Raw genomic sequence first — 22,060 nt, 5'->3', positions numbered from 1 at the left:
GCTTGCTGGGACTGGAGCCTGCTGAGCGAAAGCGTCCGCGATACCGGGCTGTAGCGGAGGTGAACAAGGTGGAGATCGGGCACCCGGTAGCCCTAGACAACACCTATGCGATAACGCTCGCATTCGATACAGGTACTGGCCTGCGCACTGCTTTATCGATGCCGAGGGGAGGGTGCGTTTCGGCCACTTTCGTGAAGGTTCCTACGAGGACCACGATCAGTCTTGCAGCAGTTGCAGAGTAAGGCCCGCGCTGGCAAATCGTCCGGGCTGACTTCCGAGATATGTACCAGCGTGCCCCTGCCGGGGTCATCGGTGGCGGCTGAGTGAGGTGGTATCCAGGCAAGTTAATGCAAAGCACGGTCGAGATGCCGAGATCAAGGCGATGGCCACGGGTACGCGCTTATTGGTCTTGCATCAGTTTCCCAAGCACAAATGAATATCGAGTAGCGATGAAGTATCGAGCATCGGGTTCGTTGAAGGTTTGGTGATGCCCAAGCCTGTCGGGGCGCTTGAGATGAAATCAACTCTTAACTCAGCCGGGGCTTAGCGGCTTTTAAGCCTGATAGGGAAGATTTCAACCTAACCATATCGGGCGCTCTCAAATTAAGCGATCCTGTGTCACGTCAGCAGATCGGCATCACTGAATGTTGATGATTTTTGGTGCTCGCGTTTGTGAGTGGCCAACAGTGGAACACCCCGAGTAATTGGGGAAGTGTTCCCACGACACATTATATTGGATCAGTCCGTGGAAGAGATATCTGTGGCCGTACTCGGGAGATTGGCTTGCCTACTGTTTCGGTAGATCTACGTGGCGATGAGCGCCTCGCTCATGTGCTTAGTGCCAGTGAACGACTGGTGACGGCAGGATCGATGGGCGAGGTCGTAGACGTGCTCCGCGATACGGCGCGTGCCTCTGTCGGCGCAGAGGGCGTGGCAGTTGTTATTGAGAATGACGGGTGCTGCCTCTACGTAGCTGAAGACGCTGTATCCCCCCTTTGGCAAGGTCAGAGTTTTCCCGCTGACCATTGCATTTCGGGATGGGTGATGCGCCACAGAAAGACGCTGGCCATCCGTGACGTTAGACTCGATCCACGTGTGCCGCAAAATGCCTACGCTCCGACCTTCGTCCGTAGTCTCATTATGGTGCCTATAGGTAGGCCGGTTCCGGTCGCAGCGCTAGGAGCCTACTGGTCGGATGTTCGTACCCACGACTCCGATACCATCAAACAGCTGGAAAGTCTGGCGCGTCTGGCGACGATTGCCATTGAGAACGCGCGTCTTACCCAGGCCCGCAATCGCGCGGCAGCGCTTGGGGCAGCACAGCACCGCATCCTGGAACTGGCCGTCGCAGAAACACCTCTTGACGTCACGCTGGATGAGATTGTCCGTGAGGTGGAGGCGTTGTCCACGTCCGGTTTCCTTGGGAGCATCCTGCTTGCGAGCGATGAGGGGCGGCAGTTGCACAGTTGCTCCGGACCGAGCCTTCCGCGCGCTTATAAGGATGCGATCGATAGCATCTGCATGAGCCCGATCGTTGACTCATGCAATACCGCAGCCCGCGAGGCTCCACTCAATGTTGCGAAGGACCCACGTTGGACGAAGTTCCGCGACCTGTCCCGCGGACATGGCCTACACGTCTGCTGGTCCATGCCAATTCGTTCGGCGCAGGACATCATGCTTGGCAACTTTGTCATGTATCACCGCGAGCCGCGCCAGCCGCTGTCGGAAGATACCGAGGTCATCGACTTCGTTGTTCGGACAGTTGGGCTCCTCGTGCGCCGCGCTCAAGCGAAGGCCGCGATCCAGATCAGCGAGGCACGCTACCGCCAGATTGTCGAGGGCGCAGAGGACTTTGCGATTATCACCTTTGATGCACAGGGAAGGGTAACGAGTTGGAACACGGGCGCCGAGCGAATTGTTGGCTACCGGGCCGAGGAGATAGTGGGCCGCAAGGGCGACGTGTTCTACTCCGTGATGGACCAGGCTGCGCATGTATTTTTTGACGAGCTCGCGCTTGCAAAGAACCAGGGGCGGGCGATCAACGAACGCTGGCACGTTCGCAAGAATGGAACGCGGTTCTGGGGCTCTGGACTGATGATGCCGCTTGCCATGGATCATGGCGGCTTCGTGAAGATCTTCCGGGATCGTACTGACGAGCATGAGGCTCAAGCGGCTCTGCAAGAGAGTGCGGCGCGACTTCGTTTTTTTGATGAGCTCGATAGCCAGCTCTTCAACATCCGCAGCGCCGAAGACGCGATGCTCGTAGCGACTGAGATGTTGGGACGAAAGCTCAACGTTTCTCGCTGTGCCTACGCGGATGTTGATATCGACCAAGACCGATTTTGGATTCGCAGTGATCACAACGCGCCGGGTGTCCAGAGTTCGGCCGGAACCTATAGCCTCCAACAGTTTGGTCCACGGTGCGCGGCTGACATGCGCGCCGGTCGCACATTAATCGTCCGCGACGTCCTTTCAGAGCTTAGTGAGGGTGAGGGGCGCGAGACGTTCAGGGCCATCGGCATCGACGCGATCATCTGCTGCCCGCTTGTGAAGGATGGCCGACTGACTGCAATGATGGCGGTTCATCATCAACAGCCCCGAGACTGGTCGCCGTTTGAGATTTCTCTCGTCAGGGAGGTGGTCGAGCGCTGCTGGGCGCACGTTGAACGTGTGGGCGCTGAAATGCGCCTGCGCAAGAGCGAAGAGCGATTGCGTCTTGCCGTAGACAACGCGGAAGTTGGCTTCTGGGACGTGGACAATGTTCAGAACACGCTCATTTGGGCACCGAGGACCAAGGCGATCTTCGGCATTTCGGCTGGCGTGTCGGTCACACTCAACGACTTTTATGATGGTCTGCACCCCGAGGATCGAGAGCGGACTATTGAAGCCTTCAAAGCCGCGGCCGACCCTGACCGTCGCGCGCTCTACGATGTCGACTACCGCACCATCGGCCGGGAGGATGGCGTTATTCGCTGGGTAGCGGCTAAGGGCCGAGGAGTGTTCGACACGGGCGGCCGCTGCCTGCGTGTCACTGGCACTGCAGTCGACATCACAGCCCGCAAGGCCGCTGAGGAAGATCTGCGCGAGTTCAACGCCACTCTTGAGGGCCGGATTGCCCAGGCAATCGCCGAGCGGGAAAACGTCCAAGAGGCGCTCCGCCAAAGTCAAAAAATGGAAGCAATGGGGCAGCTCACTGGCGGGGTGGCCCACGACTTCAACAACCTGCTGACCCCAATTGTCGGCACGCTCGACATGCTGCAACGACGTGGCGTCGGCGGCGAACGAGAACAGCGCTTGATCTCGGGAGCCATACAATCGGCCGATCGGGCCAAGACGCTCGTGCAGAGGTTGCTAGCATTCGCTCGCCGGCAACCGCTGCAGGCAGTTCCGGTCGATGTGGCAAAGCTTGTAAGCGATATGGGTGATCTCGTGGCCAGCACTACGGGGCCGCAAATCAAGGTGATGGTCGATGCACCGCAGGATCTACCTGCTGCAATGGCGGATCCGAACCAGCTTGAGATGGCTCTTTTGAATCTCTCAGTGAACGCTCGCGATGCAATGCCTGATGGTGGAACGATACGGATTTCTGCAAATGCGGAGTTCGTCTGTGATGGGCACCGTTCCAAGCTCACGGCAGGCGACTATCTGTGCCTGTCTGTTGCAGACACAGGAATAGGCATGGACGCGACCACGCTTGCTAGGGCCATTGAACCTTTTTTTTCAACCAAGGGAGTCGGTAAGGGAACAGGCCTCGGCCTTTCGATGGTGCATGGCCTGGCATCCCAGCTGAACGGTGCACTCACGATTCAGAGCTCGCCGGGTTTGGGGACGAATGTGGAGCTTTGGCTCCCCCGCAGCATGGCAGAACCGACAGTGGCGCTGAGCACTGTCGAGGCTCCTGAGCCACGATCCACACGTGGGGTCGCGCTGCTGGTCGATGATGAAGAGCTGGTCCGCGCAAGTACCGCAGACATGCTGTCTGATCTCGGCTACCGCGTGATCGAGGCTGCGTCAGGAGAGCAGGCAATGCAACTGCTGGACACTGGGCAGCAGTTCGACCTCCTTGTCACCGATCACCTCATGCCTGGAATCAGCGGGACTGATCTGGCAAGGCAGGTCCGCGCGTCGAAACCTGGTACGGCGATCCTGATTGTTTCTGGCTATGCCGAGCTTGAAGGGCTGGACCCGGATCTTGCGCGGCTTACCAAACCGTTCCGCAAGAGCGAACTCGCGGCAAGCCTCATTTATCTGGGTGGCGAATCATAAGCGGCAGCTATTGGCCGACCAGTCATTAGATATGCAGTTGCCCCCCAGGCTGGGCAGAGGATTACGCGTTCGTACGACCGGGAAGGGAAATGCTGTGCGCACCGTTGGACGCTGAGAGAGAATACAAGGCCAAAAACTTCATCGACACGGTGGTTTATCGCGGAGGTGATGCGGGAGCGGCTGGGGCAAAAGCCTGCTTGACTTGCTAGGGCAGGGCGCTGGGCTGGCCGCACTTATCGCGGCGGGTTATGCGCTGTTGCGGGCATATCTGGGATGGCGACTCGGCCAGCAGGTCGATCATCAGCAGGCACAATTGAACATCGTCGACGCCGTCGAGACATAAGCAAATACCCTTCGCGATCTACGAATAACATCGTATTAGGTAGGGGGCGGCATAGTGGGGTCGAAGAATCGGTATGATCCATCACCCCGCGCCTTTGCTTGGTACATCGCTATATCGGCATTTTGGAATAATTGTTGGGTCGATGCTGTCCCGAACCGGGCCATGCTGATGCCAATAGCCGCCCCTATCTTCACCTCTCTGCCATCGATGGTGAATGGCATTTCGAAGCTGGCGAGGAGCCGCTGAGCGATTCCAGACGCAACCTCGCGGTCGGCGCACGCCGCTGCTACTACGAATTCGTCTCCGCCCATGCGTGCCACCGAGTCGCCTGGGCGCATGCAGCGTTGTAGCCGCTCGCTTACCTGTTGCAGCAAAGCATCTCCTGCTGCGTGTCCCATTGAATCGTTTACCGCCTTGAATCCGTTCAGGTCGATAAAAAAGACGGTCGTGTATGCCTGGTCATAGCCCTGCGCGAGCATGCATCCGACCCGATCGGTGATCCAGGCCCGATTGGGCAATCCAGTTAACGTGTCACGGCTAGCCAGTTGCTCGAGCTTCCCGAGCTTTTCCTTGTCACGGGTAATATCACGCGAGACCAGTACTGCACCGATGCTGTTGCCGGAGTGAGGATCGATAACGCTACAGGCCTTGGTGCCAAGCGAGATGTAGTAGCCGTCGCGATGCAGCTTGCGCACCTCCACTGCGTCCGGCAGCGCGGCGCCGTTGAAGATCTGAACCAGAGCATCCGCGGCAGGCGCGCGGTCCTCGGGATGCAGGAAATCCAGCACCAGTTGGCCCACTATTTCGTTGACCGGCCAACCTATCATTCTGCTGTAGGACGGCGATACCGAAACGTATCTGCCGTCCGTATCGCAGTGGGCGATTAGATCGGTGCTGTTTTCTATCAGCAGACGGTATTCCGCCGCGGCGCGCAACGCGTCCTCCAATGCTTTGCGTTGCCCGGTTATGTCCAGAATGAAGCCTTGGTACTGCATGCCAGAAGCACCAAGTCGGCAATCTGGAAGGCCTGAAATAATTACACGCCGCGTCGTTCCGTCCATGCAATAAATGGGCGCTTCGATTTGAAAAGGAGTCACTCGCTCCAACGCCACCGCAAGGTCCATCGCGATCTCTGGGTCGTCATCAGCCTGTATCGCTGCCAGCCATGCACGTAACGTTAAGCCCTCCATTGCGGGGATAAGTCCGCAAGGGCTTTCCTGACTGGCGACGCAGATGCCCAGCTCGTCTGTGGACCAGACGGCGCAAAGAAGCGGTGTGTTCGAAGTACTCATGATTGTTGGCTTCGATGTGCTCAGCAACAAGTTCACTGCGGCATGGCTCGACCGCAGTATCGTCCCCCTTTGTCGACGCTGTAGCCGGAGAAGGGCTTAACTTTTGTTAGAAACGTCGACTATCGGCAGTGCTTTATTCACAGGTCACGGGCGACTCTTCGCAAAATCGTCTTGATCTACGGTATCGGTTGCTAGCCTTAATTCTATAGTTACAGTTCTAGGCCATGCCGCACAGCTGTGTAAATAGGTCCAAATTCGGCCCAACAGACCAGCAGCAGTTGGGCAGATCGTTTCACCTTCTCACTTAAAAAGTAGCTCACTAGAGATGAAGCTGTCCCAACCCTATCGCACGATGCATTCCAGGCCCTCAGCCTTATCGAGCAGCCCAATACATGCCTGGTGAGCCCAGCCTGTACCTGGCAGGCGATACAATTCTGTCCTCCACCGTACGTGACTTCGTGGTGAGACATCAGCCGCAGGTGAGCGTGGTGCCTGCTGGCGGGGCGCGCTTCGACGTGGGTAGTGACGTCATCATGGGAGTGACCGATGTGCTCGAGTTCACTCGCCTGTGCACCGGGACCGTCATTGCGAATCATCTGGAGGCGATCAATCACTGCCCCGTCACCCGGGAGGGGCTGGCGAGCGCAGCCGCTAAGGCAGGTACTGCCAATCGGTTGCTGATTCCCGCCGACGGGCAAGTACTGGCGCTGGCGTAGGCACGGCACTAGGAATTCGGCTTGGCAACTGTCGGTTTGCTTTAGTCGCGCCTGCGGAACATGGTTGTTTCTTCCTTGGCGGAAGGCGAGCTAATAAATGGCAGTTGTTGGTGACACCGGCAAATGACTGACCTTGAACAGCCAAAAATTACCGGCAGATGTGATCGCACGATAAATAAATGAGCTATTCCTCACCACCCGCTGCTCCGCGAGGTTGCATTCCAGTCAGCGCCATCGAAGGGCACACCACACGCAACAGCTTGCGAAATCGGGGGCAATTCATATGAGAGTCTGCGGGGCATTCGGCCACGTGCCTGAGCAAGCGGCTCATGGTCGTCATGCGCAGAATCTGGCGGTCGAGCTCATCGGCGCGCTGCAGCAGGGTCGGCCGCGGCAAGTCCGCGTTTCGATTCTTGTCGAACATGCCGCCGATGTCTTCCAGCGAAAATCCGGCGGCTTTTCCAAGGCCGATCAAGGCGAGCTGGACAATCGTCTCCTCACTGTACTGCCTGCGCAATCCGTTTCGGCAAATGGGATGGATCAGGCCCACTTCTTCGTAGTACCGCAGCGTAGACGTGGGCAGGCCGCTAATTTTCGAAAGTGCGCCGATGTCGACGAGTTTCATGCTTGACCTCAAGTTGACTTGAAGTTGCATAGTAGACCGTCCCGACGTCAACAGGCAGACAATGCGTATGAAACCGGAAGCGATCCCAGCGGCCAACACACCAACACTCGCGGCATTGGGGGGCGCCATCTTGCTGGCTTCGATGGGGAACAGTATCGCGACGGTCGCGCTGCCGCACCTGGCAACGATGTTCTCGGCTGGCGTGCAGACGGTGCAATGGGTCGTGCTGGCCTATCTGCTCGGCGTGACCGTGGCCATTTTGATGGCCGGGCGCCTGGGGGATCTATACGGTAATCGCCGCGTGCTGCTCGCCGGCATCATGTTGTTCATCCTGGCCAGTGTCGGAGGCGCCGTTGCCCCGAGCCTGGGTTGGCTTATAGCCGGTCGTGCGCTGCAGGGGGTGGGCGCGGCCGTGCTTATGGCGCTGCCGATGTCGATTGCCAAGAGCCTGATTACAAAGCAGCGCCTAGGCGCCGTAATGGGTCTGTTGGGCACCATGTCGGCCATTGGCACGGCACTGGGGCCGTCGGTTGGCGGCCTGCTGATCGGTCAGCTCGGCTGGCGCTCCATCTTCGTGCTGCTGGCACTCTGTGGCGCCGGCATGCTGGTGCTGGCCTCTGCAGGTCTCGGTAAAACCGCACCGACTGCAACATCGACCCGAATCGATTGGCCCGGCGCCGCCTGGCTATCCTTAGCACTGCTGGGCTTTGCGCTTGCTGCCACTGGTGGCCGGGCCGGCATAGCCATTCAGCCGTGGGCTTTGTTGATACTGGGCGCAGTTGCGCTCCTGCTGTTCATCCGCACCGAGCTTGCCGTTGCCCACCCCCTTATCCCTGTGGCGCTCTTTCGCGAACGAGCCATCGTTGCCCCGTTGTGGATGAACCTTCTGGTTGCCGGCATCATGATGTCCACGCTCGTGGTGGGCCCACTATTTCTCACGTTTGGTTTGGGCCTGAGCGAGGCCATGACGGGGTTGGTTATGGCCGCAGGGCCTATCGCCGCAGCGCTCTCAGGAGCGCCGGCCGGCAGGCTCACAGATCGGTTCGGAACTGACCGAATGCTGTTCGTTGGCCTGATGCTTGTGGCCATGGGCCTCTGTAGCTTTGCCATATTGCCGGCTCTTATCGGAGTGCCAGGCTACCTGCTGGCGATGCTGCTAATGACCCCGGGCTTTCAGCTGTTTCTGGCGGGCAACAGCACGGGGGTGATGAACCAGGCCGCAGAGGAGAACCGAGGCGTGCTATCGGGGCTGCTCGGCCTGTCGCGCAATCTTGGCTTCATGACAGGTGCCTCCTTGATTCCGTTACTGTTTACCTCGCTGCTGGGTGGCCGAATACTGGCCAATAACACCACTACAACCATCAGCAGTGCTTTCTCTGTGACATTCCTGAGTATGGCAGGTCTTTGCTTACTCACTCTGTTAGCAGTGCGGGATCGAAGCGGACGATGTTGAATAAGATAGGCCGCTAATGGCCGACAGCTGCCCGAAGCGATGAACGTATTGCTGGAGCCAGCCCGCTAAACGGCCGTGCTAGGCTTGGTTTAGGCTGTTCCAGCAGCCGATACGAACAATTATGCATGGCCCGACTCGGCGCCTTGTTTGGAGTCCCGCATGATCGCGCGTCCGCCATCAGAGCTTCCAACCGAGCTCTCAGCATTCGTTGCCACGCACTTCGCCGGCCGAGCATCCAATCCGGATCGGCTGATTGCAGAGTCCTGGTATCGCAGCGTCCATGAGCACGGGCTCGACCCGACTCAACCTGCCTCCCATGTTCAGCTAGAGCAACACGAGATCCGCGTGCATCAAGAGGAGCACCATGACTTTTTGGCCATTGCGAGTCAGGGTGTGGAAGGGTTGTCGCGGCGTCTGAACCCAGCGGGGTTTGCGGTTCTGCTCAGCGATCACCGAGGTATCACGCTCGACGCGAGGCTCCCCGGCCAGCACAGTCCCTACGCGGACTCGGGGCTGGTGGTCGGCAGCTGCTGGGACGAGTCGCTGGTAGGGACCAACGGCATCGGTACGGGGCTGGCCGCCTGCCAACCCCTGATCATCCATCGGGACGAACATTTTTTTAGCAGCAACGCCATGTTGAGTTGCTCGGTGGCGCCGCTGTTCGATGCCCAGGGCGCCTTGATGGGGTGCCTCAACGCCTCGTGTCTGAACAGCGGCGGGCCGAAACAGGCGCAGTACCTGACGCTTCAGTTGGTGAGTCTGTACGCGCGACTTATCGAAAACGCCAGCTTCCGCCAACGCTACGCCAGTTGCGCCATGCTGACCCTTGGCGGCGATGCAGGGGACCTGGGCAATGAGCGGTTGGTGGCGCTTGATGCAACTGGCAGGGTCCTTGGAGCCAACCGCGCGGCTTTTGTGGCCACCGGCCAAGACCGCGCACTGATGGGGGAGGCGGTTCAGGATGTCCTGTCGATGTCACTGGATGAACTAATCACCCTGACCCATGGTGGTCAGCGTAGCGCGTCTCTGCGCCTGGCCGGCGGGCCGGCGCTGGAGGTCACGCTGCGTATGCCGGCCACCGCTGCGCGGCGCGCCAGGAACGAGCGTGGCCTGAGCGTCGTTCCGGCAGAGCCGACGCTTGAACACTTGGCTGGGGAAGACCCGGGCCTGCAACGTTCCGTCCAGAAGCTGCGGCGCGTGCTTGATCGGGACATCTCGCTGTTGCTGACCGGCGAGACGGGCACTGGCAAGGAAGCGTTTGCGCGGGCGATTCATCAGGCCAGCGTGCGCGCCACGGGGCCCTTCGTTGCGCTCAATTGCGCGGCGATTCCGGAGTCGCTGATCGAGAGCGAGCTGTTCGGCTATCGCGCCGGTACCTTTACCGGGGCCAGCCGTCAGGGGATGAAGGGCAAGCTGGAACAGGCCAATGGCGGGACGCTGTTCCTCGACGAAATTGGCGACATGCCGGCGCATCTGCAGACGCGGTTGTTGCGGGTGCTGGCCGAGCGGGAACTGGTGCCGCTGGGTGGCGCAACGCCGGTGTCACTGAACGTGCAGCTGGTGTGCGCGACGCACCGCGACCTGCCAGCCATGGTAGCGGCGGGAGAGTTTCGTGAGGACCTGTATTACCGACTCAACGGGTTGACAGTCAGGCTGCCCGCGTTGCGCGACCGGGCGGATCGCGTGGGGCTTATCCGTCGCGTTCTGCAACGTGAGGCCGGGGATGAACATGTTGAGCTGACGGCCGAGGCGACGGAGCGTCTGACCGCTTACGGGTGGCCTGGCAACGTGCGCCAGCTGATCAACGTGCTGCGTTGCGCGGTCGCGTTGGCGGACGATGGAATGATCGGTCTCGATTGCCTGCCGCCGGAGGTCATGTCGGTGCCCAACGAACAGCCGCCGGTGGCGCAGTCGCTCGAGACGACCCGAGACGCTGCCGAAGCAGCCCTCATGCAATCGACACTCGAGCAGCACGGCGGCAACGTCACGTCGGCCGCGCGTTCGCTCGGCATCAATCGCGCCACCTTGTATCGCAAACTGCATCGTTACGGCCTGGCCGCGCTGCGCACATGATGTCTGGCAGGCTTTCTTCAAACCAGACGTTCGCTCGGCCCCATAACAAGAACCCCGCCAGGGCGGGGTTCTGGGTCACCTCAAGTCACTTAGCTCTGCAGATACACCGCATGGGTGTGGGTGTACTCGTACAGGCCATGCTTGCCGTCCGCACCACCGATGCCTGACTTGCGCACCCCGGCGTGGAAGCCTTGCATCGCCTCGAAGTTCTCGCGGTTGATGTAGGTCTCGCCGAAGTCCAGGCCAGCGGCCGCCTTCATCGCGGTGGACAGATCGCGGGTGTAAATCGAGGACGTGAGGCCGTACTCACAGTCGTTGGCCAAGGCGATGGCTTCGTCCAGGTCGTCGATAATCTGCACAGGCAGCACCGGGCCGAAGACTTCCTTGCGCATGATCTCCATGTCATGCGAGCAATTGGCGAGCAGCGTCGGCTGGTAGTGGAAGCCCTTGCCCAGGTCCGCCACGGCGCCGCCAGTGACGAGCTGCGCGCCTTGGTTCTGGGCGGTGCGTACCATCTGCTCGACCTTGCGCAGCCCGGCCTCGTTGATCAGCGGGCCCATTTCAACGTCCGCCTGGGCGATGGGATCGCCATAGCGCGTCTCGGCCAGGGCGACGGCCATGCGCTCGATGAACTGCTCGGCCACGCCTCGCTGCACGTAGACCCGCTCGGCGCAGTTGCAGACCTGCCCAGTGTTGATGATCCGCGAAGCGCGAATGGCGGTAACCGCAAGGTCCAGGTCTGCATCGTTCATCACGATCGCTGGGGCCTTGCCGCCGAGCTCCAGGTTGAGCTTGGTGACGTTGGGCGCGGCGGCGGCCATGATCCGTGAGCCGGTGCCGACGCTGCCGGTAAAGCTGATCATGTCGATCTTGTCACTGGTGCTCAGCGCGCTGCCGACGCCGGCACCGCTGCCGCAGACCACGTTGAACACGCCCTTGGGCAGGTCGGTCTCGGCCACGAGCTTGGCAAATTCGAAGCAGTTGTTCGGCGTCTCCTCGCTGGGCTTGATCACGATGGTGTTTCCCGTCACCAACGCTGGCGCCATCTTGCGAGCGATTAGGAAGAACGGGAAGTTCCACGGCAGGATGCCGGCCACCACGCCCAGCGGCTTGCGGAACAGGAAGATGTTCTCGCCCGGACGGTCGCTGGTAATGATCTCGCCCTCAATACGCCGCGCCCACTCGGCCATGTAGTCGAGGTAGTCGGCGGTGAAGTTGACTTCCACCAGCGCCAGGCTCTGGATTTTGCCGCCTTCCTCGGTGATTACGCGGGCCAGACGCTCGGCGTTCTGGCGGATATTGCTGGCGATGGCGCGTAGGTGGCCGGCGCGCTCGATGGCGGGCTTCTGGCTCCAGCCCTTCTGCGCGGCGCGGGCGGCGGCAATGGCGCGTTCGGCGGTGGCGGCGTCGGATTCGGGCACGCGTGAAAGCACCGCACCGGTGGCCGGATTGCGCACCTCGATGTGGTTGTCGCAGGCAACGAAGGCGCCGTCGATGTAGTTCTGGTAGGTGATTGGATCAGTCATGTCGGTCTCCTCAGGGTCAGTTGCTGGCCGTTTTCTGGGTGGGCTGCGGCAGGTCGTCCGGGCCGTGCTCGATGCGGTCGTGGGCACGCTTGATGAGGTACTGGTGGATCTGCTCCATCTGCTCCTGATCGAACGCCTCGCCAAAGGAGGGCATGCCGTCTGGGATGCGCGCGCCGTGGAGAATGCCGAGGAACTGCTTGTGCGTTTCCGGCGAGAGCATGCGCAGGTCCGGCAGCACGCCGCCGCTGACGGCGTGGATGCCGTGGCACTGCGAGCAGTAGCCGTCATAGAGCTTGGCGCCGGCCTCGACCGTAGCCGCGTCGGCGGTCAAAGGCGGTGGCGTGGGCGCATCCTCACGCGGCGCGGGTTCCTGCAGTTCGGCAGTACCGCCGAGCTTGTAGGTCAGCACCTGTGCATAGGGCTGCACACCGGCGCGTAGCGACAGGGCGCCAGCGAAGGTGGAGAAGGCACCGCCCCAGCCGGCCATGAAGGTCACGTACTGCTCGCCGTCCACGCTGTAGGTGATGGGGGCAGCCATGACGCCGCTGGCAGCAGGCTGCTCCCAGAGCTTCTTGCCGGTGTCGGCGGCATAGGCGATGACACGGCCGTCGGCGCTGCCTTCGAACACGAGGTTCCCAGCGGTGCTCAGGGTGCCACCGTTGAAGATGGTGACGTAGGGCACTTCCCAGGCTTGTTGCTGCTTGACCGGATCCCAGGCAATCAGCTTGCCGGACCAGGTGTCGGCGTACTTGCCGAGGCCTTCCGGGTCCTCCGGCATCATCCCGGTCTTCAGGCCCAGCTGGTACATGCTCTTGAACTTGTTGCGTGCCGGCGCATCCGGCACGTGCTCATACCAGGCGGACATGATGTGTGCCGGGATGTAGACCAGTCCCGTGTCCGGGCTGTAGGACATGGGGTGCCAGTCGTGTGCACCCCAGAAGCCCGGCTGAACCAGCTTGGCCTTTTTCTCACCTTTCCAATATGCGGCGGCTTCGTCGTCGACGATAGGGCGGCCGGTCTTCAGATCCACGCCCTTGGCCCAGTTGATAGGCACGATGTTCTCGGCTGAGAGGAGCTCACCGGTGGCGCGGTCGATGACATAGAAAAAGCCGTTTTTTGGCGCCTGCATCAGTACCTTGCGCTGTTCTCCCTTGATCTCAAGGTCAGCCAGGATCATGTGCTGGGTAGCGGTGTAGTCCCAGGCGTCGCCCGGGGTTGTCTGGTAGTGCCAGACGTATTCGCCAGTGTCGGCGTTGACCGCGACGATGGAGGAGAGGAAGAGGTTGTCGCCCTTGCCCTCGCTGCGCCAGATCGGGTCCCACAGCGAGCCGTTGCCGACGCCGATATACAGAAGGTTCAGATCCGGGTCGTAAGCAAAGGAATCCCAGGCCGTACCGCCGCCGCCCTGTTCGACAAAGGCGCGACCGTGCCAGGTCTTCTTGGCGATTTCCATGCCCTTGCCTTCGGCGGGCTTGTCCGGATCACCGGGCACGGTAAAGAAGCGCCAGGCCTGATCACCGGTTTCGGCGTCGTAGGCGGTGACGTAGCCGCGCACGCCGAACTCGGCGCCGCCGTTGCCGATCACCACCTTGCCATTGACCACTCGTGGCGCGCCGGTGATGGAGTAGCTGCGCTCCCTGTCGTAGCGGGTGTCGACCGACCAGACACGCTCGCCGGTCTTGGCATCGATGGCTTCCAGTCGGCCGTCGAGCACGCCGACATAGACCTTGCCTTTCCACACGGCGACCCCGCGGTTAATCGCATCGCAGCAGGCTTCACCTGCGCGGGAGCGGTCGGATTTGGGGTCGTACTTCCAGATCTCCTTGCCGGTGCGTGCATCCAGCGCATAGACGATGGAGAAGGGGCCGGTGGTGTACATCACCCCATCGACCACGATGGGTGTGGCTTCCACGCCGCGGTCGATGTCGAGCTTGTAGCTCCAGGCGAGGCCAAGCTCGTCGACGTTGTCGTCGGTGATCTTCTTCAGCGGGCTGTAGCGCTGCTCGCCGTAGTCACGACCGTGGCTCATCCAGTTGCCGGGTTCGGCGTCGGCATTGGCGATGCGCTTGCCGTCAACGTCGGCGGCGTGCAGCGGCAGGGACAGCAGGGCGGCAAGGCTGGCGCCAAGCAGGGCGGTGGGCCGTCGGCCCGAATAGGGATCGAATTGATTCATCGCAGGCTCTCTCTTGTTATTGGTCTGGCCGCCCCGTGGGGCAGGTCTTCCAGAGAGAGCAACCGCTGTGCCAGTCATCCAAATGTGGCCGGAAAGCCAGATGCGGCGGGGCTTAGAGCGTCCAGATGCCTCCAAAGTAAAAGCGCTCTGTCGCAACCGAACCGCCGCACGGCTGCGACAACTGTCGCGTCTCTGCGACAGGGAAGACGGCGCCAGGCTGCCCAGGGGGCCGACATCTTCGCAGCCGACCTGAGCGCCGCAGTGCTGGAGCCGGGCGCGCGGCCGCTGAAGGCGTGGCGATGTTCGTTGAGAGCGGCGAGGGGATGCAATCGATTACCGAATGATAACGATTATGATTTTCTTTCATCTTTGGATTAGTTAGGCTAGCAAGCGATTTTTTGCGTGCCAGCGGATTGGCTGGCCTATAGGGCCCACGGGGAGAATACAGATGTCAAAGGCAGTCCAAGGTGCTGAACGTTTTCAGCTGAAATGGCTGGCCGTAGCTGTCGCTGCTATCTGTCAGGGCGCGGCGTTAGCTCAGGAGTCCGTTGCGGTAGACCCGTTGGCATTGCCAGAGCAAACCGTCATCGGTGTGCAGGATCAGCCGCAGGGGCCTGATTTTGGCTACAAGGCAGCCAAGAGCCTGACTGCCAGCAAAACCAGTACGCCGCTGTCCGAGACGCCGCGTTCGGTCTCCGTGGTCACCCGTAAACGTATCGAAGACCAGAAGTCGCAGTCCCTGACCGATGTGCTCGGCTATGTGCCGGGCATCTTTGCACCACCCTTCGCCGCCGGTGATGGCCTGGCCGGTGACCTGTTCTTTATTCGTGGCTTCAATGCCACAGACTACGGCTACGGCCTGCTGCGCGACGGCCTGCGCGTGCAGGGTAACCGCTACGACACCACCAGCGAGCCCTATGGCCTGGAGCGGGTAGAAGTGTTCCGTGGCCCGACGTCGATTCTCTATGGCGAGAACGCACCGGGTGGCCTGGTGAACCTAGTCAGCAAGCGCCCGACCGAGGTATCCCAGGGCGAAGTGCAACTCAGCTATGGCTCCAACGACCGCCGCCAGCTCAACGTGGACGTGGGTGGGCCGATCAATGAATCCAGCAATATTCTCGGTCGCGTCGTGATGGTGGGTCGTGTCGCCGACACCCAGGTCGACCACGTGCAGGATGATCGCCTGTATATCGCGCCGTCGCTGTCGTTCAACTTCGACGAGTTCAACACCCTGACCCTGCTGTCTACCTACCAGAAGGACCGCACCAAGCTCGAACTGGGGCTGCCAGCGGCGGGTACGCTGTTGAGTAACCCCAATGGCAAGTTGGACACGGACACTTTTCTCGGCAACGAGGACTGGAACACCTTCGAGCGTGAAGTCTGGACCGCCGGCTACGAATTCACCCACCGCTTCAATGACGATTGGCAGTTCCGCCAGAACTCGCGCTATATGCAGTCGCGCATTCAGCGTAATGAAACCTGGCCGACTAGCCTGAACAATGCGGGTTTCGGCACTACGGTCGGTATGACTGCTTACGACCGCTACAACAAATCCATCACCTACTCGCTGGATAACCAGCTCGAAGGCAAGTTCGACATCGGTGCTGTGCAGTACACCCTGTTGCTGGGCGCGAGCTTTGACCGCACTTCTTTCAATCAGGACTGGAGCGCCGGCCCTGTACCTTCGATCGACGTGTTCAATCCTGTTTGGACGAGAGAGCCGACCACACCGTTCACCATCCAGAATTCCCAGCTCGACCAGCAGATGACGGGTCTATACAGCCAGATACAGAGCAAATATGAGAACTGGATTTTGCTGCTCGGTGGTCGCTTCGACTCGGTCGATAGTCAGTACCGTAACAAGCGTGATGCCACTAGCCCGGTCAGCAACGTTGAATCCAATCTGGACTACACCGACCGCGATTTCACCTGGCAGACCGGTGTGATGTATGAGTTCGACAATGGCCTGTCGCCTTATGTCAGCTACTCAACTTCGTTCGTTCCGGTGCAGCAGACCAGCAGCTCCAGTGGCCCCCTGGATCCGATCACAGCTGAGCAGTATGAAGTGGGTCTGAAGTATGAGCCGAAGGGCTGGAACACTATGTTCACCGCCGCGGTGTTCGATCTGCGCAAAGAGAATGACGTCTACTTCGAGTCAGCGGTCAATGATTACCGGCAGATCGGTGAAAGCCGCTCCAAGGGAGTCGAACTGGAGGTCAACAGTGATATCAATGCCAACCTGAATATCACCGCAGCCTACACTTATACCGATGCACGTATCACTAAGGATGCACCTGGGTCGTTGCTCGAAGATAGGCAGATGACCGGCGTGCCGCGTAATCAGGCATCGGTCTGGGCCAACTATCGCTTCCTGGATGGCGCTTTGCGTGGCTTGCGTCTGGGGGGTGGTGTGCGCCACTTCGACAGCACCTTTGGCTATACCGCCGAAAGGCTGTACGGCACCCTCGACACTGGTGACGTCACTTTGGTCGATGCGGCCATCGGTTATGAGATCGACAAGAACTGGTCGGTTGACCTGAACGCCAAAAACGTCTTCGACCAAGAGTACGTAGCCGGTTGTAACAACGCGGGCCGCTGCTACTGGGGTGACGAGCGCACCCTCCTGGGAACGGTATCGCTGCGCTGGTAATGCCTGATCTGGGCCGCGCAAGGCGAGGGGGCAACTCTTCGCTTTTTTGCATGCGGGGAAAATGCGATGACAACTCTCAGTCGCGCTGGGCCAGTCGTGGCCAGCAAGGCCATGGCCACCGCAGCCTGGCACTGCTGAGCTTGGTGTTATTAGCGTGCTTGATGCTATGGCAGGGTGTGTTGCGCAACCCCTGGCCGAGCACCGCAGCCTGGCTGGCGCCGTTTCGCCGCCCGCGGGGCTGTGGTGATAGCGCGTGCTGCCGAAGAGCAGCCGGGCGGCGCGGTTTTACTTCTGATTGCCCTCCGAATGCGTCTCGCTCATGGGCATAGGCCTGCGACGTCAGGAAATGGGGCAGGCCTGGCATCGGAGCTAATCTCGGTAAGCAAGCCGTGAATGAGATCTACAGCACGGCGCTCACCCCATGATAGTGACGATCGAAATACACCAGCCCGTCGACGCTGGCACTATGTCGAAGCGCCAACACCTCGCAGTAGAGAATGTCGTGTGTACCTACACTGCTAATTTGGCTGATACGGCAGTCAAAGGAGGCGACGGCATCGTCGAGCACCGGCGCTCCGGTGACCCAAGTCGACCAGCTGGCCGCACCGAAACGTTCCACCATGGGCGTCTTACCGCCAAACAGGTTTGACAGCACCTGCTGATCGCTCGCCAGCGTGTTGATACACAGATTGCCGTTGCCGATAACGGCCGGGTGGGCCGAGGCGCTACGGTTGAGGCAGACCAGCAGCGTCGGCGGGTCATCGGTCACGCTGCACACCGCGGTCGCGGTGAAGCCAGCACGGCCGCAGGGGCCATCGGTGGTGATCACGTTGACCGCGGCCGCCAGGCGAGCCATGGCGTCGCGGTAATCCTGCTTAGGCACCGGTGGTGTCATATTGGTTGCAAGGTCGAGTTCAGCCAGTTGCATGGTAGGTTCTCCATCAGGCAAGGATGCACGCCCGGTCGAAGGGCAGGCGTGGCAGGCGGTCGCGCAGTTTGCTGGCGTCTGCGTAGCCGAGGTTGATCAAGAGGTTGGAATTCCAGGTCGTACCGGCGAAAAAGGCCTCATCCAGCGCCTTGGCATCAAAGCCTGACATCGGCCCGGTATCCAGCCCCAGCGCGCGGGCGGCGAGGATCAGGTACCCCGCCTGCAACGAGCTGTTGCGCAGCGCGTTCTCGGTGATCAGTGCCGGTTGTCCCGCGTACCAGCTACGGGCGTCGGCGAAGGGAAACAGCTCCGGCAAGGTTTCGGGGAAGTCTTCGTCGTAAGCCACGATGACTGTGACCGGTGCGCTCATGGTCTTTTCCAGGTTGCCTTTGGACAGGCAGGGCGCGAGCTTTGCCTTGCCCTCGGTTGTGCGCACGAAGACGAAGCGGCCCGGGCAGCTGTTGACGGCGGTCGGGCCGAGGCTGACCTGTGCATAGAGCTGTTCGATCAGGGCGTCCGGCACAGGTTTGTCCAGCCAGGCGCTATGCGTACGGCCTTCCGCGAACAGCGTGGCGAGCGCTTGAGGATCGATAGGTATAGACATGGTTAGGTTTCCTCAGGCTGCGTCGACCTGGCCGCATCGCTCAGCCAGATAGTCCAGCAGGACTCGATTGAAGGGTTCGCTGTCGCTGACGCTGGAGGCGTGGCCGCCGTATTTCAGCAGTTCCAGGCGAGCGTTGGGCAGTACGTTTGCCATGTGCTGCGAGCGGTTCCAAGGCACCAGCACGTCGTCGCGGTTGGCGATCAACAATGTCGGCGTCTGGATGCTTGCCAGTTCGGCCTCGATATCGAAATTAAGCAGTGCTTCGATCCGGCGCAGCACCGTAATCGGGGCTGGGAAATGCGCCAGCGCATGTTCATCGTCCTTGGCTAATCGTTCACTGTTGGCGGCGATCCAATCCGGAGGGTAAAGGAACAAGGGCTGCGCCTGTACATAGGCTGCCGGACCGCTGTCTCGCAGCAGGCTCTTGCGGACTGCGAAGCAGCGGGCGCTGTGCGGGTTCGGGCTGCTCCAGGCATTGATCAGCACCTGGCTCTGCAGTAGTTGCGGTCGCAACAGGGCCATTTGCAGTCCGACCAGCCCGCCTAGGGCATGACCGATGAAATGACAGTGGTGAATGTCTAGGCTGTCCAGCAAGTCCAGCAGCTCGAGTGCCATGGATTTAATGGAGTAACCCTCAGGGAGCGAGGCTTGGCTTTTGTTAGTGCCTAGTTGGTCATAGACCAGCACCCGGTAGTCCTGCGCCAGGATCGATAATTGTGGTGTCCAGAACGCACCGGCGCCGCCGAGACCGGAGCTGAGCACCAGCGTTGGTGCGTCGGCGTCCAGGCAGCCGTGGATTTCGTAGTGCATGTTTGTACCTCCGCGAGGTGTTGGCACTTGCGTAGGAGCGGCTAGCGTGCGAAGCCGCTCGTAGGAAAAGCGTTCGCGAGCACGCTTGCTCCTCCAGGGCGCATGTCATTTGCCGACATGGGCGATGCTGGCGATCTCGATCAGCGCATCGGGCTTCACCAAACCGCACTGGATGCAGTAGCGCGCGGGTTTCTCGCCGGGGAAATACTCGGCGTACACCTCGTTGACCTTCGCGTAGTTGGCCCAGTCGGTGAGCATGATCATGTTGAAGGTAACGTCGTCCATGCTGCCGCCAGCGGCCTCGACGACACCTTTTATGATCTCGAGGACGTGGCGGGTCTGTGCAGCAGCGTCGCCGACGTGGACGACGTTGTTGTCTTTGTCGAAGGGCAGGGTGCCGGAGACGTAGACCACGCCGTCGGCCATGGAGCCTGGGACGTACGGGGCGAGGGGTTTGCCGGAGCCGGCTGGGATGATGGATTGCTTGGGCATGTCGGTTATCTCTTGCAAGGCGATAGGTGCGACCGCTTCGAGGCGGTGCGTTTTCGTCCGGGTTAAAGGGCGCTTACCGCAGCCTCGGCGCTGGCAAAGGTGCTGCAGAAATCTTCTACGTTCGAGACCCAGCCGAAGAATGTCTCGATGTTGTACAGCGCGGCCTGCTGGGCGAATTCCGGCCCGGCCTGATGCGTCGCGTCGGCCAGCACCACGCCGAAATACTCCAGGTGGAAGCCGTCACGCAGGGTTGATTCCACGCATACGTTGGTGGCAATGCCCGTGAACACCAGATTTCGGATGCCACGGGCGCGCAGGGTGCTGTCCAGGTGCGAGTTGAAGAACCCGCTGTAGCGCGGCTTGGGCACCACGATGTCGCCTGGCTGCGGCGTGAGCTGGTCCACCAATTGGTAGTCCCAGCCGCCCTTGGCCAGCAGCGTGCCGGCCAGCTCCGGACGCTTGCGCATGGTCTTCAGCGCGTTGGACTTGTGCCAGTTGGGCGAACCTGGGCCGCCGGCCTCGACGTAGCCGTTGTCCCAGCCGTTCTGCAGAAAGATGACCTGAATGCCGGCGGCATGTGCGGTGGCCAGCGCCTGGCGAATCTTCTCGATAACCGGCCCCGTGCTCGACACATCGAAGCCCGCCAGATCCAGGTAGCCACCCTTGGTGGAATAGGCATTCTGCATATCCACCACGATAAGCGCGGTTTCGCTTGCCTTCATCGCCAGCGGTTCGGGGCGCGCCGGCAACTTCAACGCCTCGCCCGGCGCCTCCAGGCCATAGCCGGAAAACGATTCAATGGCGTTCATCAGGCGCTCTCCTTCAGCGACTCGATATGGCGGCGGCTCTGCATCAGCGGCTGGATCTTTTGACCGAAAGCTTCGATGCCCTCGATAAAGTCATCGAAGGTCAGCATTACGCCCTGCATGCCGGGCACCGTGGCGATCTCGTCGAGCATCTTCGCGACATTGGCGTAGGAGCCGACCAGCGTGCCCATGTTGATATTCACCGCCGAGGTCGGGTCGGCCATCTGCCGCACATTGGTGTCGTTGCCAGAGGTCTTGTCCGCCGAGCCTTGTTCACCGAGCCAGGCGATGGCTTCCTGATCCGCGCCCGCCTTGTAGTGCTCCCACTTAGCGCGGGCGGCTTCGTCGGTCTCATCGGCGATGACCATAAACAGCACGCAGGAGGTCACGGTGCGGCCGGTCTTTTCGGTGGCCTTGAGCAACCGCTCGGTGGCCGGCGCGAAGGCGGTCGGGGTGTTCACACCCTTGCCGAAGCAGAAGTTGTAATCGGCATATTGCGCCGAGAACGCCATGCCGGCGTCGCTGGAGCCGGCACAGATGATCTTCATGTCCGCCTGGGGCTTGGGGCTGACGCGGCAGTCTTCCATCTGGAAGTGCTCGCCCTTGAAGTCGCTGCGACCAGTTTCCCAGAGGTCGCGCAGCACCTGGGCGTATTCGCCGAGATACTGATAGCGGGTACCAAAGAACTCATCACCCGGCCACATGCCCATCTGGCTGTATTCGGGCTTCTGCCAGCCGGTCACCAGATTCACGCCGAAGCGGCCACCTGAGATCGAATCGATGGTCGAGGCCATGCGTGCCACGATGGCGGGCGGCAGGGTCAGGGTAGCAGCGGTCGCGAACAGCTGGATCTTGCTAGTCACTGCGGCGAGGCCGGCCATCAAGGTGAACGATTCCAGGTTGTGCTCCCAGAACTCGGTCTTACCGCCGAAGCCGCGCAGCTTGATCATCGACAGCGCGAAATCGAAGCCATAGCCCTCAGCCTTCTGCACGATGGCCTTGTTTAGTTCAAAGGAAGGCATGTATTGCGGCGCATTCTCGGAAATGAGCCAGCCGTTGTTGCCGATGGGAATGAAAACACCAACATCCATGGGGAGCACCTCTGTAAGCCGTGGCTGAAAGCGCTGCCCGAACATGGCGGGCAGAGTCATAGGTGCTTTAGCAGGATGCAGGCCAAAAACCGTTTCTTATTTGTTTTCAATCGCTTGGGTTGTTTTAAAGAAAATGTCTGGACCACCTGGTCCGAAACGGAGCACCTGGTTTGTGCGCATTGCATCCCTGATGTGCAAAAAATGCGCAGCGC

16 protein-coding genes and 1 pseudogene are annotated in these 22,060 nt (G+C 60.5%); 7 read left to right on the top strand and 10 right to left on the bottom strand.

Annotation, left to right across the window (positions count from 1 at the left end; genetic code table 11):
* The 3 genes and pseudogenes from EA797_RS21920 to EA797_RS22090 all read left to right on the top strand — a co-directional run.
* The coding region (locus EA797_RS21920; RefSeq protein WP_208644477.1) for a hypothetical protein at positions 1–242 on the top strand (242 nt) is incomplete at its 5' end.
* 628 nt (positions 243–870) lie between these two features.
* Complete coding sequence (locus tag EA797_RS21915; protein WP_244214182.1) at positions 871–4,266, top strand: PAS domain S-box protein; 3,396 nt, start codon at positions 871–873, stop codon at positions 4,264–4,266.
* 59 nt (positions 4,267–4,325) lie between these two features.
* A pseudogene (locus EA797_RS22090) lies at positions 4,326–4,609 on the top strand (MFS transporter); the annotation flags it as partial.
* Positions 4,610–4,644: 35 nt separating this feature from the next.
* On the opposite strand, the gene EA797_RS20865 reads toward EA797_RS22090, so the two are convergent.
* Positions 4,645–5,901: a sensor domain-containing diguanylate cyclase gene (locus EA797_RS20865; protein ID WP_122168787.1), complete on the bottom strand. Its 1,257-nt coding sequence runs from the start codon at positions 5,899–5,901 to the stop codon at positions 4,645–4,647.
* Positions 5,902–6,293: 392 nt separating this feature from the next.
* On the opposite strand from EA797_RS20865, the gene EA797_RS20860 reads away from it, so the two are divergent.
* Positions 6,294–6,617 (top strand): hypothetical protein, encoded by a 324-nt coding sequence (locus tag EA797_RS20860; protein WP_208644475.1) that lies wholly within the window; start codon positions 6,294–6,296, stop codon positions 6,615–6,617.
* Positions 6,618–6,801: 184 nt separating this feature from the next.
* Here EA797_RS20860 and EA797_RS20855 read toward each other — a convergent pair whose 3' ends face one another.
* Positions 6,802–7,242: a helix-turn-helix domain-containing protein gene (locus tag EA797_RS20855; RefSeq protein WP_122168785.1), complete on the bottom strand. Its 441-nt coding sequence runs from the start codon at positions 7,240–7,242 to the stop codon at positions 6,802–6,804.
* A gap of 61 nt (positions 7,243–7,303) precedes the next feature.
* Between EA797_RS20855 and EA797_RS20850 the strand changes: the two genes are divergently transcribed.
* Both EA797_RS20850 and EA797_RS20845 read left to right on the top strand, forming a co-directional pair.
* Entirely contained in the window at positions 7,304–8,695 is a 1,392-nt protein-coding gene (locus EA797_RS20850; RefSeq protein WP_244214179.1) for an MFS transporter, read from the top strand.
* A gap of 159 nt (positions 8,696–8,854) precedes the next feature.
* Positions 8,855–10,768 (top strand): sigma-54-dependent Fis family transcriptional regulator, encoded by a 1,914-nt coding sequence (locus EA797_RS20845; RefSeq protein ID WP_122168781.1) that lies wholly within the window; start codon positions 8,855–8,857, stop codon positions 10,766–10,768.
* An 89-nt stretch (positions 10,769–10,857) separates the two neighbouring features.
* Here the strand turns inward: EA797_RS20845 and aldA are convergent, their stop codons facing one another.
* Both aldA and EA797_RS20835 read right to left on the bottom strand, forming a co-directional pair.
* Complete coding sequence (gene aldA, locus EA797_RS20840; protein WP_122168779.1) at positions 10,858–12,294, bottom strand: aldehyde dehydrogenase; 1,437 nt, start codon at positions 12,292–12,294, stop codon at positions 10,858–10,860.
* A gap of 16 nt (positions 12,295–12,310) precedes the next feature.
* Complete coding sequence (locus EA797_RS20835; RefSeq protein WP_122168777.1) at positions 12,311–14,467, bottom strand: PQQ-dependent dehydrogenase, methanol/ethanol family; 2,157 nt, start codon at positions 14,465–14,467, stop codon at positions 12,311–12,313.
* Between the two features lie 448 nt (positions 14,468–14,915).
* On the opposite strand from EA797_RS20835, the gene EA797_RS20830 reads away from it, so the two are divergent.
* Positions 14,916–17,117, top strand: coding sequence for a TonB-dependent siderophore receptor (locus EA797_RS20830; RefSeq protein ID WP_122168775.1), 2,202 nt, complete (start codon positions 14,916–14,918; stop codon positions 17,115–17,117).
* Positions 17,118–17,517: 400 nt separating this feature from the next.
* Here the strand turns inward: EA797_RS20830 and rutF are convergent, their stop codons facing one another.
* The 6 genes from rutF to rutA all read right to left on the bottom strand — a co-directional run bounded on the left by rutF (position 17,518) and on the right by rutA (position 21,848).
* Positions 17,518–18,045 carry an NADH-dependent FMN reductase RutF gene (gene rutF, locus EA797_RS20825; RefSeq protein WP_122168773.1) on the bottom strand — a complete coding sequence of 176 codons (528 nt, stop codon included), beginning with the start codon at positions 18,043–18,045 and terminating at the stop codon, positions 17,518–17,520.
* 13 nt (positions 18,046–18,058) lie between these two features.
* Positions 18,059–18,649, bottom strand: a complete 591-nt coding sequence (locus tag EA797_RS20820; protein WP_122168771.1) for a malonic semialdehyde reductase — start codon at positions 18,647–18,649, stop codon at positions 18,059–18,061.
* 12 nt (positions 18,650–18,661) lie between these two features.
* Positions 18,662–19,459 (bottom strand): pyrimidine utilization protein D, encoded by a 798-nt coding sequence (gene rutD, locus EA797_RS20815; RefSeq protein ID WP_122168769.1) that lies wholly within the window; start codon positions 19,457–19,459, stop codon positions 18,662–18,664.
* Between the two features lie 105 nt (positions 19,460–19,564).
* On the bottom strand, positions 19,565–19,951 hold the full coding sequence (gene rutC / locus EA797_RS20810) for a pyrimidine utilization protein C (RefSeq protein ID WP_025243723.1): 387 nt from the start codon (positions 19,949–19,951) through the stop codon (positions 19,565–19,567).
* 62 nt (positions 19,952–20,013) lie between these two features.
* Positions 20,014–20,760 (bottom strand): pyrimidine utilization protein B, encoded by a 747-nt coding sequence (gene rutB, locus EA797_RS20805; RefSeq protein WP_122168767.1) that lies wholly within the window; start codon positions 20,758–20,760, stop codon positions 20,014–20,016.
* Entirely contained in the window at positions 20,760–21,848 is a 1,089-nt protein-coding gene (gene rutA, locus EA797_RS20800; protein WP_122168799.1) for a pyrimidine utilization protein A, read from the bottom strand. The genes rutB and rutA overlap by 1 nt, the downstream gene beginning before the upstream one ends.
* Positions 21,849–22,060: the final 212 nt, after the last annotated feature.

Origin of the sequence: Stutzerimonas zhaodongensis (assembly GCF_003696365.1) — a bacterium.
GTDB lineage: Bacteria > Pseudomonadota > Gammaproteobacteria > Pseudomonadales > Pseudomonadaceae > Stutzerimonas > Stutzerimonas zhaodongensis.
Note: the sequence above shows the minus strand (reverse complement) of the source record. Positions and strands in the feature narration are given on the sequence as shown.

What these genes read in the sequence shown, in the direction of transcription:
- EA797_RS20850 (WP_244214179.1), top strand. Translation starts at nt 7,304, where the DNA reads ATGCGTATGAAACCGGAAGCGATCCCAGCGGCCAACACACCAACACTC.
- rutF (WP_122168773.1), bottom strand. Translation starts at nt 18,045, where the DNA reads ATGCAACTGGCTGAACTCGACCTTGCAACCAATATGACACCACCGGTG.
- EA797_RS20860 (WP_208644475.1), top strand. Translation starts at nt 6,294, where the DNA reads ATGCCTGGTGAGCCCAGCCTGTACCTGGCAGGCGATACAATTCTGTCC.
- EA797_RS20845 (WP_122168781.1), top strand. Translation starts at nt 8,855, where the DNA reads ATGATCGCGCGTCCGCCATCAGAGCTTCCAACCGAGCTCTCAGCATTC.
- EA797_RS21915 (WP_244214182.1), top strand. Translation starts at nt 871, where the DNA reads ATGGGCGAGGTCGTAGACGTGCTCCGCGATACGGCGCGTGCCTCTGTC.
- aldA (WP_122168779.1), bottom strand. Translation starts at nt 12,294, where the DNA reads ATGACTGATCCAATCACCTACCAGAACTACATCGACGGCGCCTTCGTT.
- rutC (WP_025243723.1), bottom strand. Translation starts at nt 19,951, where the DNA reads ATGCCCAAGCAATCCATCATCCCAGCCGGCTCCGGCAAACCCCTCGCC.
- rutD (WP_122168769.1), bottom strand. Translation starts at nt 19,459, where the DNA reads ATGCACTACGAAATCCACGGCTGCCTGGACGCCGACGCACCAACGCTG.
- EA797_RS20835 (WP_122168777.1), bottom strand. Translation starts at nt 14,467, where the DNA reads ATGAATCAATTCGATCCCTATTCGGGCCGACGGCCCACCGCCCTGCTT.
- EA797_RS20820 (WP_122168771.1), bottom strand. Translation starts at nt 18,649, where the DNA reads ATGTCTATACCTATCGATCCTCAAGCGCTCGCCACGCTGTTCGCGGAA.
- EA797_RS20830 (WP_122168775.1), top strand. Translation starts at nt 14,916, where the DNA reads ATGTCAAAGGCAGTCCAAGGTGCTGAACGTTTTCAGCTGAAATGGCTG.
- rutA (WP_122168799.1), bottom strand. Translation starts at nt 21,848, where the DNA reads ATGGATGTTGGTGTTTTCATTCCCATCGGCAACAACGGCTGGCTCATT.
- EA797_RS20855 (WP_122168785.1), bottom strand. Translation starts at nt 7,242, where the DNA reads ATGAAACTCGTCGACATCGGCGCACTTTCGAAAATTAGCGGCCTGCCC.
- rutB (WP_122168767.1), bottom strand. Translation starts at nt 20,760, where the DNA reads ATGAACGCCATTGAATCGTTTTCCGGCTATGGCCTGGAGGCGCCGGGC.
- EA797_RS20865 (WP_122168787.1), bottom strand. Translation starts at nt 5,901, where the DNA reads ATGAGTACTTCGAACACACCGCTTCTTTGCGCCGTCTGGTCCACAGAC.